Genomic DNA, 13,431 nt, shown 5'->3' with positions numbered 1-13,431 from the left:
ATACAGTCACGCATTAATCTTACTTAATTTTACCTTGGTAAATAAGCCTACTATCATAAAGTATTATCATCCAACTAATTAATAATCGTATAGAATCAATGAGCTTAAAACAATAATTAAATAGCGTTTTATGGCTACTTAATGAAGTCTATAGCTTATTAAAAATTCAATAAAAATAAAATGAGTAAACCAGAAGAATTCCCTGAGCAAAGTCAAAATTTACCTGGCAAGCAGAGCAAAATGAATCCGCTTCCAGAAGTCATAAGAAAAGACTATAAAGGAAGTGATAAATTAAAAAATAAAATTGCTTTAATAACAGGTGGAGACAGCGGAATTGGCAGAAGTATTGCCGTTCACTTTGCAAGAGAGGGAGCACATGTTGCCATAGTATACCTTTCAGCAGATAGTGATGCAAAAGAAACAAGGCTACAAGTTGAAAAAGAAGGACAAAAATGCCTATTAATCAAAGCTGATTTACAAAAAACCGAACAATGCGAGAGAGTTCTTAAAACTTGTATTAACGAATATGGTCAGTTAAATATATTAATAAATAATGCGGCTATTCATTTTCCAAAAGATGATATTTCAGATATTTCGATGAAAGATTTTGATAAAACTTTTAAAACTAATATCTACGCTTACTTTTACCTAACAAAAATTACCTTAGCACACCTCAAAGATGGTGATACAATTATAAATACAAGCTCAGTAACAGCATACAGAGGTAGTAACCATCTAGTGGATTATGCAAGTACAAAAGGAGCTATCGTAAGTTTCACTAGATCACTTTCAAAACAATTAGCAGAGAAAAATATTCGTGTAAATGGCGTTGCACCAGGTCCTATTTGGACACCTTTAATACCTGCTACATTTAATGATATTAGCAATTTTGGAAAAGACCAACCTCTAGGGCGTGCTGGTCAACCTAGCGAAGTGGCGCCCGCTTATGTATTCTTAGCATCAAAAGACGCCAGCTATATTACCGGGCAATTTATACACATCAACGGAGGCGAAGTTGTTGGGGCATAACCCTAACTAAAAGCAGCCGATAAAAAAATTAATACATACGCAAAGCGAAAATTTCTCACATTAAAAAACCGACCATTACACCAAAAATAATATGAGCAGGAATCAGCTGAAACAAATAAAATGATCTATTCAGCTTTGGCGGATTAGAATGTAAACGCAATGTAATCCACCAAAAAGCAACACCAATTAATCCGGCTGTAAGACCAAATAACAATGCATGTACAAGGCTATCATTCAAAACATTAAGAGTTCTAAGTAGATGATAACAAACTACAAAACTAATCCCAACCATAAAGTGTAACATCCACCCTAACAAATGCGTCTTCTCAATATCTAAAGAAAATAATCTACTTTTAGAAAGCAACAAATTGATAAACTGGGGTTCTTTTAATTTATAATTAGTGACTGCAGACAGCAAATAACTAAAAGCTGTCATTACTAAAGTTGCCACAATACCAGCCACAATAATCTGAATTACTAAATTAATCATAAGCACTAATGTTTAACATCTTTTAATAACCAATCTTTTAATTGCTTCTCGGGGTTATTGGAGTGTAATACAACAATATTTCCCGTGGTTTCAAACACAACAGCTCGTACATCCGTTAAATCTAAAACATTAGCCTCTCTTAATTTAGACCTTAAATCACCTTCCGTAAGCTGGGCTTTTCTTAAATTATTTTTAAGAATTTCACTTCCGTCCATTAGTAATAATGGACTATTGTCAATCGCGTCTCTAAAGGGTTTCCATCCCCTGAAATAAGCAACGCTAAATTGGCAGAAGTAAATCATTAGTAGCCCTACCAAACCATCTATTAATGAAACAGAAGGAGACAATGCTGTAGTTGCAATAAGCGACCCCACAGCTACAGTCATAGCAAAATCGAAACTAGACATTTTAGATAAACTGCGTTTTCCAAAAATACGTGTATATACAATTACTGCGATATAAATGACCAATGTAGAAACCGCAATCGCTACTATAGCTTGTAATGAAGATTCAAACCACTTTTCAATTCCATCTGTAATCTGACCGATTAACGCCATACTTTTCGAACTATAATTCCGATAAAATCTCATAACCTATATTAAAAAATTCCTTCATTTCTATATGTAACTGTACGTGTAGTAAACACGGCAATTCAATCTATTTTATGACAACTTCAAAACCACTGATAATTACGATTAACTAAAAAAAAATAGTTTCTTCAGCATCAAATGTGTCCTCAGATAACAGTTTTGTATAATAGTCACTTTCCATAAAAAATAAATTGCCTGAGATTACATTCATCAAATCAGCAATACTCAACTGTTATCCTCTTTTAAGTATAAAGAAGTACCCAATTGTGGTGGTACTCATATCATTTTTTTAATTAAAATTATAAGGCTATTTCTATTTTTTTCTTTGTTTATAAATAACTAACATAATGGTATTGAGTATAAATGAGATACCGTTAGTTATAATTATTGGCCAGTCCGTTTTTAAAATGCCATATACAGTCCATAACCCCACACCTAGTATTAGTATTGTAAAAAACACAGGGCTTATGTCATTTACACCTTTTGTTTTTATAGCTTTTACAATTTGAGGAATTACAGCAACGGTAGTAAAAAGTCCTGCAAGTATGCCTATAATTTCAATGTGTGTCATAGTACGTTTACTTTCGTATAGCTACGCTATCTTTAGACAAACCGACACTTTTGGGTTTATGTATAACTAAAATATCTCCTGTGCTTTCTAATACCACAGATACAACTTCACCTTCACCTTTCATCTTTGCTTCTCTTAATTTCTCATAAACACCTTTAGCCTCTACTTTAGTTTTTCTCAAATGGTCAACTATAAACTTTCCATTATCCATAAGTAACATGGGTTGTTTTGACGCCCACAGATTAAATATCGATATAAAATTGGGTGTAGAAAATTTTGCTAACGTTCTTAAACCTGAAATTCTAGAAACAACAATGGTGACTACAAATAAAGCGGTAACGCTAAGTAATACTTTGGGCAAAATTTCAAGCAAAGGGTGTATCAAATTTTCCATAAATAAGTGTTTTATGAAAGCAATGTATTTAAATATCAGATTTTTAAAGATCCCTATTGCGTAAAATTTTATCTCAATAACTAATTGTAAAAATTTTATTACAATTAAATTTATAATGAGAGTAAAAAAAATAATACGTTTCAAAATATCTCCTACAGAGAAACTTAAACAATAAATCTTAACCATATAATAAAACAGCCTATAAGTGGAATATTACCTCCATGTTTTGCCACAATCGCTTATTTAAACTAAGTAGCTCAATACCAAAAGATTACTAAATATATTCCAATAGGTTATAGCGTGGTTATGCCATAGTTAAATACAGCTTATAGCAAGGTTAAATCGTCAGTTATAAAACCTATACTTATGACTGAATTGATAAATAAATTATAATATGAAGTAATCTCTGCTTACTTACCGATACAAAAATCAGCAAATAGATGCTTTACAAATCATCCTTGGTAATCTCACCTATGGTTTCACCACCTCGTATTATAAAACTCTCTTTAAAAAGATTTTAATACTAAAACATTTAAATAAGCGTGACTGTTTATATAACAGAGAAGTTATTGTCTCGTTGTAACATAAGTTACAATCCGTTTTACTTATACGTTTATCTTTGTTAAGTACTGTTGTTTTACAGTATATAATTAATTCAAAAACAAATCATGAAAAAACAATTTTATAGCCTCATTTTCTTACTAGTAGCATCAACAGCATACACCTCAATTAATGCGCAGTCTATGAGTGTTTCTGATGTAGAAAAATCTATAAAACAAGAAGGCAAATATGCGATACTTGCTCCTAATGCACGTTATTTTCAAGCTGCTGTAAATAGTGGAAAAAACCTAAAAGCTAAAAACCCTGAAATTGAATTCGAAATTGTACTCATCAGTGCTGTAACCAAAGATTTAGCTACTGATGAAAGTTTAATTCCCCTTATTGAACTTAGTGAAAAAATGGGAATTAGAATAGTCGTTTGTGAATTTGCTATGAATCACTTTGAAGTTAATAAATCAGATTATCACCACTCAATTAAAACGACTCCAGATGGTTTTGCTTATATTTTTGGGCTGCAAGAATTAGGTTTCAAAACAATCACCTTATAGACTAAGACTAACAGTTTACATCCTTTTTTACAATCTAGATATAGGATTAATTCAATTTAGTAGTTACACTTTTAAGAACGAAATAGAAGTACTTTAAAATTCGGTTTGTCAATAGGTTTATACCTTAATAACAAACCGAATTTATTTTATACAACATCTCAGCCAATTCATTTTCAACAGGAAAGTTGAAAAACTACGCCTCCAACAAATAACATAAAGAGATTGACAACCAGTTTTTTAACCAGGTGTTAATAGCTAAAAATATTACGAGAACCAACTGTTATAAATTTAAATAAGATTTATAGGTTAATTACTCGCTTTGGAGAATCATTTAGCATAATATTGACAAATTCATGCAAAAACCACCAAAACACCTTATAACCAACAAATTAAAGCCATTATAAAGCTATGATAACCCATGAATTTTTGAAGAAAAAATTTATAATAACTTGGGTAGACTTCTCTTTATCGTTAAATTGCAAAAACCCTACATTCTAACGTTAATCAAAGCTATAAAATTGATGGTAAGACCGCTATTTTTTATTTTTCTTTCATTCTTTCTAATAACGGGCTCTAAAGCTCAAAATAATACAAATACCTCTACAGAATTAACAATCAGTCTCAAATTAGACAATCCTTCTTCCGAAATCAATAATGCAACGGCTAAGGTAAAAGCTGAAGGAGGTTCACCTCCATATCTTTATAAATGGAGCAATCAAAATACGCCTTTAATTTCTGAATACTCTACAGGATTAATTGAAGGAATGAAACATTCGGTAACGGTAACTGACGCTGATGGCAACTCCGTTTCCAAATCTTTCAAAATTCCTGCAAAATCTATAATTGAAATTTTTAATAGTAATGTTCAACCGGCAGTTGATTTTCTAGGTGCTATTTTATTCTGGGATCCCTTCGCTTCAGTTGGAATCTATGACCCTGTGGTTTATATTTCTCACGAAAACATTTTACCTCCAAACACAACTATTGAACACGAGCGCTACCTCCTTAAAAAATGGTTAGTTGCAGATGGAGAACAGGTAGAACCAAATCAACAAATTGCACGTATTGAAATTGATGGCGTAGAATCTATATTAAAGACAAAATACTACGGAAAGCTACATCACAAAGTTACAGAAGGCACGCTTATAAAACCATCTTCAAGAGCAACTACTGCTCAAGAACTTAAACTTGGAAGCGTTAATTTCAAGGACGAGCAGCCTTTATTACATCCTAATGGTGATGTGGTAACCAACACCATCCCATTTATTGTTATTTGGCTGATATTTGGAAGTATTTTTTTTACAATTCGCTTGAAGTTTATAAATATTCGTGGTTTCCGCCATTCTATTGATTTGGCAAGAGGAAAGTTTAATGACCCTAACGCTCCAGGAAGTATTACCCATTTTCAAGCAATGGCTACTGCAGTATCTGCCACAGTTGGCTTAGGAAATATTGCAGGCGTTGCTGTAGCTATTTCTTTAGGTGGAGCTGGTGCAACATTTTGGATGTTTACAGCTGGCTTTTTTGGAATGTCTTTAAAGTTTGCCGAATGCGCCATGGGGGTTAAATATCGCGTTATCGATGCCGATGGACGCGTTTTTGGTGGCCCAATGAACTATCTCCGACACGGCCTTGAAAAACGAAATAAAAAACAATTGGGAAGATTTCTTGCTGTATTATTTGCTGTCCTAGGTATAGGTGCCTCTTTTGGTGGTGGAAATATGTTGCAATCTAACCAAGCTTTTAAAATAGTTTCAGAACAAATACCATTTCTTCAAGGCCAAGGGTTCTGGTTTGGAGTTGGCTTTGCAATACTTGTGGGAGTTGTAATTATTGGTGGTATAAAAAGTATTGCTAAGGTGACCGCAAAAGTTGTTCCCTTTATGGCTATCTTATATATTTTAGGGTGTTTGGTGGTTATCGGGACAAACATTGAAGGGATTGGTGGTGCTTTTTCTGCCATTTTTGATGGTGCTTTTTCTGCCGACGCGCTTAAAGGTGGATTTATTGGCGTATTAATTATAGGCTTACAACGTGCTGCGTTTTCTAGTGAGGCAGGTGTTGGGTCTGCTGCCATAGCGCATAGTCCAGCGAAAACAAATCATCCTATTGCCGATGGATTCACCTCCATAGTAGAACCTTTTATTGACACCATGGTGGTGTGTACCATGACGGCTTTAGTTTTAATCTTTACCGGTAAGCACGAAGGTAATTTACAAATGGGAGGTGTAGAACTTACATCTTCAGCTTTTGGAAGTGTGATTTCTTGGTTCCCTACAGTTCTAGCAATTGCAGTATTTTTATTCGCCTTCTCTACCATGGTGTCTTGGTCATACTACGGAATGCGCTCATGGACCTACTTGTTTGGACGTAGTAAAAAAGGTGAGCTACTATATAAGTTTATGTATTTAGGGTTTGTGGTGTTAGGTGCTTCTGTAAGTTTGGGTGCTGTACTAAGCTTTGCCGACATGATGATTTTAGCAATGTCATTTCCCAACATTGCAGGGTTATATATTTTAGCTCCTGAGATATATGCAGATATGAATGCTTACTTAAAGAAACTTAAGAATGGAGAGCTATATATCAATAAGAAATTTATAAAGGCTAAAGATTAAATCTTAATCCTAACTGTTCGCGAGTTCAATTTATAAGTTATTATACCGTTTTTTAGAGTTGATTAAACAGAGTCAACGCTATAGTCGGGATAACTTTTGGCAATATGAATTAATATTTTGTATGAAATATTAGTGTTGGTTATAACATTTTCTATTTCAAAACTCATTTTTGCTACTTGAAAATGACTTGAGTTTAAACCAACACTAGTCCCTATCTATATAGAAGCTATTTGATTATTTTTCGCGAATGTTTTCTTTTGTTACTTCCCGATACAAAAATTAGCAAATATATTCCCTAACAAATCATCATTGGTAATCTCACCTGTAATTTCACCAAAGTGATATAAGGCCTGACGAATATCAATGGCTAATAAATCACCTGAAAGATCAGACTCTAATCCATATTGCACTTTCTGAATTTCCTCAAATGCCTTTAATAACGCATCATAATGACGAGAATTTGTTACAATAGTTTCGTTATTCCTAAGGGCTCCAGTATTTATTAAATTAAGTAGTCTATTGGTTAATTGCTCAACACCAAAGCCTGTTTTCGCTGAAATCGGTAATAGGTTTGTGGTGTGAGATTTGAGGTTTGAGATTAGGCTTCCAAGTTCCGAATCTGTTATTTGGTCAATCTTATTCAAAATGACCAACAACTGTTTTTGTGGAAACTTATTTTTAATTTTTTCAATTTCAATTTTAAAGGCTTCTATAGCTTCACTACCAATAACCAATTGTGGACTGCCAACTAAAAACATCACCACCTGTGCTTGCTCTATCTTTTCAAAAGTCTTCTTAATACCTATACTTTCAACAACATCCTCGGTTTCACGAATACCTGCCGTATCTATAAATCGGAAGCCAACACCGCCAATAGAAATTTCATCTTCAATGGTGTCTCTAGTTGTTCCTGCAATTTCGGAAACTATGGCGCGGTCTTCATTTAATAATGCATTAAGTAAGGTCGATTTTCCAACATTCGGTTCTCCGACAATAGCGACAGGTATCCCGTTTTTAATCACATTTCCTACCGCAAAAGAATCAATTAGACGTTTCAACACAAAATTGATACGTTCAATAAGTTGCTTAAATTGTGTTCTATCAGCAAACTCAACATCTTCTTCTGCAAAGTCGAGTTCTAATTCAATTAACGATGCAAAGTTTAAAAGTTCTTCACGAAGCTTAGCTATTTCAGAAGAAAAACCACCACGCATTTGCTGCATTGCTATTTGATGCGAGGCTTCGTTATCACTAGAAATTAAATCGGCTACGGCTTCTGCCTGACTTAAATCGAGTTTGCCATTTAAAAATGCACGTAAGGTAAACTCTCCCGCTGTTGCCATTCTACAGCCGTGTCGTAAAAATAATTGGATGATTTCTTGTTGAATATAAGACGAACCATGGCAAGATATTTCTACAACATTTTCACCTGTATAAGAATTAGGGTCTTTAAAAACTGATACTAAAACCTCATCTATGGTTCGGTCCTCTTCTACAATATGTCCTAAATGAATGGTATGCGTCGCCTGCTTTAATAAATCTTTATTAGAAACAGATTTAAAGCATTTTGATGCTATCGTTAGCGCCTCTTTTCCAGATAATCGTATAACCGCAATGGCACCACTTCCTGATGGTGTTGCTAAAGCGACAATGGTATCGTTGTGCATCTTCAATTCTTTGTTGCAAAAGTATTGTAAATTATGGGATTCTATAAATTTAAAACAGGCAACTTATATCATTCAAATTTATATACACGGTTTTAAAGCAATGTTTATATATTTGTGTAGTATAAAACCACGCTGAATACTATTAGCATTATGAAAAACCTTTTACTTTTACTAGTTACCACATTTTTATTTTTGGGTTGTAAGCAAACCCCTGAACGTACAGATTATATTATAAACGGCACCGCTAAAGATGTTTATAATGGGATTAGAGTTCATCTAATTAGCGTTAATAGCAACGGACAAGAAAGAAATGTTGACACACAAATGGTGGTCAATGAACGTTTTACTTTTGAAGGTGAGGTTGAATCACCTTCTTTTTATAAGATTAGTTTAGATAACACTGCTGGAAAACTACCATTAATGTTAGAAAATAGCGAAATCAATATTGCTATTGACAAGACTAATATCACCAACTCTAAAATTACAGGTTCGCAATCCCAAGAAGATTATGAAAACTATCATAGCGGGTTACAGAAAATTGAAAATGAAATGACACCTATAAAAGCTGATATGAGAACAGCGATTAGGAGAGCAAATAGAATTAAACAAGATTCTCTTTCTAAGGTAATTAAAGTAATAGAAAACAAAAAAATAAAATATACTACTGACTTTATTGAAGATAATGAAGATGCCTTTTTTAGCTTATATCTTATTAAAAAAGAACTTAACAATCCAAAATTAGATGTTGAAAAATTTGTGCACGCTTATAACAACTTGTCCTCTCGAGTAAAAACCTCTAAGGATGGTCTGGGTACAAGGGTAAAAATCGAAAGTTTATACAGAGTATATCAAAATAATGCCAATCTTGAAATTGGTCAAATAGCACCTAATTTTGAAGCACCTACACCTGATGGCAAAATGGTAGCTCTAGACGATTTAAAAGGAAAAGTAACAATCATAGATTTTTGGGCAGCTTGGTGTGGTCCTTGCCGAAGAGAAAATCCCAATGTCGTAAGAATTTATAATAAATTTCACAGTCAAGGTCTAGAAATCGTTGGGGTTTCTCTAGATGGTTCTCGTACTCAAAAAGACCCAAAACAAACATGGTTAGATGCTATTGAAGCTGACCAATTAGCTTGGACACATGTTTCTAATTTACAACATTTTAATGAGCCTGTTGCTAAACTTTATAACATCACAGCAATTCCTGCGACTTATATACTTGACAAGAAAGGTAGAATAGCAGCAAAAAACCTTAGAGGAAATGCACTAGAGCGTAAAATAGAGGAGCTATTAAAAAACTAGTTTTATTAATTCACGACATTCGTTTCCTGTTTAAAAGATTCCTAATAGAATAATTAAACAGCTTTATAAAAACACAAAGAGGCTATCTATTTCAGATAGCCTCTTTTACATTTGTAAAACTTTAATTTCTAAACCAATTCTAACTCAGGTATTTTTACCGCTATTAATTCGTTTTTATAATGTTGAAGCTCCTGTTGTATTGTACTATATTCTGAAGAAAGAGAGGTTGCAAATAAACCTTTATAATAGGCAATACCATCGAAAAGGTGGCTCTTAAATGCCGTCCATTTCTTTATTTGTTTAGCTGAAAGACCTTCTGAAAAGGTGTCTATTTCATTTTTTAAATAGTCCACATACATTTTTAATTCTTTTACAAACATGTTTGGTCGATTGTCATTAGAAATCACGGACGCATTCCCATTGATATGTTGCATCATTTGAAATAACGAGACCTCTTTATCAAAATATGCCATATTAGGCCCTGGACAAATCACAACACCTTGCTCCTGCCCTTTTATAGCAATATCATTCTCTAAATATGAGGCATTTGCCAAACCAACGCAAAGACATGCTTTTTCGGTAATTTTAGCTTTAGCGTTTTTATAAATTTCTGAAGAAAGGTCTGCTCTTTTAGCTTCTAATTCTTTCAGTTTTACATCTTGGTATTTCTTAGAAGCCGTACAAACTCCTTCTGCTCCAAATTCTTTACTCAATGCCAATAATTTCTTCGGACAAGAACTACCCGCTTTATTATTATCAATTCGTTTTTGTTTATGAAACTCATTAGACGTTCCTTTTATAGCATTAAACGGGACACCTAAAGGCGAAATTCCACTTAAATAAAAATCACTTTCTTTAGCGCTTACCAATAAATCTCTGGTTTGCTTATCAACAGAAGTAGCTTCTGACACTAATAAGAAAGGGGTTCCCCAACCAACGGAATCTACTTGATAGTTATCAAGTAAAAATGCTTGCTCATCAGCTGTACCAACACCCCCTTGAACCGTGATTTTTAACGCTAAAGGCTGTTCAGGAATAGCTAATTCCTTTTGTGCTAATCCCTTTTTATAAACCTCAAAAGTATCTTGAATCAGTTCTGTTTTTTTAGTTTTAAATTCTTCTAAAATTGGTCCTAATAAAAAGCCTTCGGTAGCAAAAGCATGACCGCCACAGTTTAATCCTGATTCTATTCGATATTCTGAAACCCAAAGTCCTTTTTTGGCTAAAAATTTACCTTGTATAATTGCCGAGCGGTAATCGCTAACCTTTAAGATAATTTTCTTTTTTAATTCACCATTTTCATCAGGAAAGAAATCTTTAAAATTCTCAAAGTAACTGTATAATCTTGGATTCATTCCTGCAGAAAGTACAACCGAAGAACTCAAATTACTATTTGCAAAACCTCTAAGCGATGCATGCGCATCATTAAATTCTGTTGGTAGTTGTTCCCCTTTTTCAAAATTATCTTTATCAACTTTGGTCATAATGTTGACATCAATATTACCAGGCTTAAAATGCGTTTCAAGATAGTCCTTAATTGAATCCTTAAAAGCAGTACCTTCATGTAACAGATTAGAAAGTCCTGCTTTAAAATCAGATGAATTAGGTAGGCTTGAGATAAAATTTTCTAAAGCCAATTTGCTCTCAGATAATTCCGTTTTAAATTTTGAAAATTTTTCTTTTACAATAGTATCTGCTAAGTTCAAATAAGATGTAATGCGTTCTGCACGATAATCATGAGCTTTCTTTGAAATTTCTTGATACGGTAGATCAAATTTTTCACTGTAGAATGCATTCATTTTTTCAATAAGCTCATCGTCTATAATAGATATTACTGACGAAATACCATATTGTGCCACACGAATTGGACTGTCTATCGTATAAGCTAATCCCATGACAGGAATATGAAAGTTATGAGGAGAATGATGTATAGCCATTTTTTTAAAAATTAAATAAGCTACGAATATAAAATCATCAACGGTTTAAAAACATGACTTATATCATGCCTTCCCACCCTATAAATAGTTATGAGAAAGTAAAACTTAATTCAACTTTCCCATCTTATAGAGTACAAAAAGAATAATAATGGGTATCGCCAACAAACCAATATGACCTAAGTCGGTTATAAACAACCTCGGCATTAATATTAGTGTAACAACATAACCTCCAATGGCACCACCAAAATGGGCGTCGTGACCAATGTTGCCTATTCTCTTTTTCATACCATAAATGGAATACAATAAATAACCAATACCGAATATATATCCAGGAATCGGTATAGGAACAAAAAACATATATAAACTCATCCCTGGCTGTAAGAGTATCGCTGAATATAAAACACCTGTTACAGCACCACTAGCACCTATGGCACTATACCAATATTCATCCTTATGGAAATAGAGCGACAGTAAATTCCCAAATATTAGGCTGCCTAGATAAATTACTATAAAATTAAATGACCCCAATTGCATAATAACCACATCTGCAAAAAAGTAAAGGGTAAACATATTAAATAGTAAGTGCGTTATATCAGCATGAAGAAATCCAGAACTCAGCATTCTAATTTGATCACCTCCCCTAATACTTCCTACATTAAATTTAAATTTTTCAAAAAAACCGCGATCATCAAACCCTTTAAAAGATATGATAACGTTAGCTGCAATAATCACTATGGTAACTATACTTATACCTAAATTGTTCATAAACCCTAATCTTATAAATCAAATATATATATTTGTGCTCAAATGCAATCATACTTTAATGCAACTTATTGCCTATATTTTAATTTACCCAATTCTTTGGTTAATTTCAATTTTACCGTTTAGAATTCTTTATGGTTTTTCTGATCTGATTTATGTTTTTATGTACCGAATTTTTGGTTATAGAAAAAAAACTGTAAAAGAAAATTTAAGATTAGTTTTTCCTGAAAAATCTGAAAAAGAAATCTCTGAAATTACAGGGAAATTCTATCATCACTTTTGTGATATGATGGTTGAAGCGATTAAGTCTTTAACCATTTCTGAAGCGCAAATGAACAAACGTTTTAAGTTTACTAATGTGGATTTAATTAATGATCTAGAAAAAAAACAACGTAGCATTATATTAATGTGTGCCCACTATGGCAGTTGGGAATGGATATTTATCTTACAAAAACATGTAAAACATAAAGGCTATGCCGTTTACAAGCGCTTAGCAAACAAACATTTTGATAAATTAGTAAAACGCATTAGAGCCAAATACAATTCTCACCTGATTACAACAAAGGAAACTTTTAATGTCTTACTAAAAAGTAAAAGAAAAGGTGAATTAACTATTAATGGTTTTGTTTCGGACCAATCGCCTAAAGTACATAAAGCTTTTCATTGGAATGACTTCATGGGCATTAAAGTCCCAATGTACACTGGCGCCGAAATATTAGCAAAAAAATTAGACATGGCTGTCGTTTTTTTTAGTGTAAAACGTATTAAACGTGGTTACTACGAAACCACCTTTAAAACCATCACAGAACATCCTAAAGAATACAAAGACTATGAAATAACTGATTTGTTTTTTAAACTGGTTGAAGAACAGATTTTAGAAGCACCACAATATTACTTATGGACACATAAACGCTGGAAACACAGAGATAAAGTACCTCCTGAGTTTAAATAATAAACTTTTG

12 protein-coding genes are annotated in these 13,431 nt (G+C 33.1%); 5 read left to right on the top strand and 7 right to left on the bottom strand.

The annotated features are described in order from the left end of the window. The first annotated feature begins 180 nt into the window (after window positions 1-180). Window positions 181-1,029 carry an SDR family oxidoreductase gene (locus HM982_RS05210; RefSeq protein ID WP_179352047.1) on the top strand — a complete coding sequence of 283 codons (849 nt, stop codon included), beginning with the start codon at window positions 181-183 and terminating at the stop codon, window positions 1,027-1,029. A gap of 55 nt (window positions 1,030-1,084) precedes the next feature. Here the strand turns inward: HM982_RS05210 and HM982_RS05205 are convergent, their stop codons facing one another. From HM982_RS05205 to HM982_RS05190, 4 genes are all read right to left on the bottom strand, one after another. After that, window positions 1,085-1,519, bottom strand: a complete 435-nt coding sequence (locus HM982_RS05205) for a hypothetical protein (RefSeq protein WP_179352046.1) — start codon at window positions 1,517-1,519, stop codon at window positions 1,085-1,087. 5 nt (window positions 1,520-1,524) lie between these two features. Further along, on the bottom strand, window positions 1,525-2,076 hold the full coding sequence (locus HM982_RS05200) for a DUF421 domain-containing protein (protein WP_218849761.1): 552 nt from the start codon (window positions 2,074-2,076) through the stop codon (window positions 1,525-1,527). A 346-nt stretch (window positions 2,077-2,422) separates the two neighbouring features. Further along, window positions 2,423-2,680, bottom strand: a complete 258-nt coding sequence (locus tag HM982_RS05195; protein WP_179352045.1) for a SemiSWEET family sugar transporter — start codon at window positions 2,678-2,680, stop codon at window positions 2,423-2,425. 7 nt (window positions 2,681-2,687) lie between these two features. Continuing rightward, a complete protein-coding gene (locus HM982_RS05190; RefSeq protein ID WP_179352044.1) occupies window positions 2,688-3,074 on the bottom strand; it encodes a YetF domain-containing protein in 387 nt (128 codons plus the stop codon). A gap of 668 nt (window positions 3,075-3,742) precedes the next feature. On the opposite strand from HM982_RS05190, the gene HM982_RS05185 reads away from it, so the two are divergent. Together HM982_RS05185 and HM982_RS05180 are read left to right on the top strand one after the other, a co-directional pair. Further along, window positions 3,743-4,183, top strand: coding sequence for a hypothetical protein (locus HM982_RS05185; protein WP_179352043.1), 441 nt, complete (start codon window positions 3,743-3,745; stop codon window positions 4,181-4,183). Window positions 4,184-4,704: 521 nt separating this feature from the next. Continuing rightward, entirely contained in the window at window positions 4,705-6,798 is a 2,094-nt protein-coding gene (locus HM982_RS05180; protein ID WP_179352042.1) for an alanine/glycine:cation symporter family protein, read from the top strand. A 260-nt stretch (window positions 6,799-7,058) separates the two neighbouring features. Here the strand turns inward: HM982_RS05180 and mnmE are convergent, their stop codons facing one another. Next, a complete protein-coding gene (gene mnmE, locus HM982_RS05175) occupies window positions 7,059-8,465 on the bottom strand; it encodes a tRNA uridine-5-carboxymethylaminomethyl(34) synthesis GTPase MnmE (RefSeq protein ID WP_179352041.1) in 1,407 nt (468 codons plus the stop codon). Window positions 8,466-8,615: 150 nt separating this feature from the next. Here mnmE and HM982_RS05165 point away from each other — a divergent pair, with 150 nt between their 5' ends. Further along, entirely contained in the window at window positions 8,616-9,770 is a 1,155-nt protein-coding gene (locus HM982_RS05165; protein WP_246296572.1) for a TlpA disulfide reductase family protein, read from the top strand. 128 nt (window positions 9,771-9,898) lie between these two features. On the opposite strand, the gene HM982_RS05160 is transcribed toward HM982_RS05165, so the two are convergent. Together HM982_RS05160 and HM982_RS05155 are read right to left on the bottom strand one after the other, a co-directional pair. Further along, window positions 9,899-11,707 (bottom strand): hypothetical protein, encoded by a 1,809-nt coding sequence (locus HM982_RS05160; protein ID WP_246296571.1) that lies wholly within the window; start codon window positions 11,705-11,707, stop codon window positions 9,899-9,901. 105 nt (window positions 11,708-11,812) lie between these two features. Further along, window positions 11,813-12,472, bottom strand: coding sequence for a rhomboid family intramembrane serine protease (locus HM982_RS05155; protein ID WP_179352040.1), 660 nt, complete (start codon window positions 12,470-12,472; stop codon window positions 11,813-11,815). Between the two features lie 58 nt (window positions 12,473-12,530). Between HM982_RS05155 and HM982_RS05150 the strand changes: the two genes are divergently transcribed. After that, the gene (locus tag HM982_RS05150; protein ID WP_179352039.1) at window positions 12,531-13,421 is read left to right on the top strand and encodes a lysophospholipid acyltransferase family protein; all 891 of its coding nucleotides are present in this window, start codon (window positions 12,531-12,533) and stop codon (window positions 13,419-13,421) included. Window positions 13,422-13,431: the final 10 nt, after the last annotated feature.

Source organism: Winogradskyella vidalii (assembly GCF_013403955.1).
GTDB lineage: Bacteria > Bacteroidota > Bacteroidia > Flavobacteriales > Flavobacteriaceae > Winogradskyella > Winogradskyella vidalii.
This window is presented reverse-complemented; position numbering and strand designations above follow the sequence as displayed.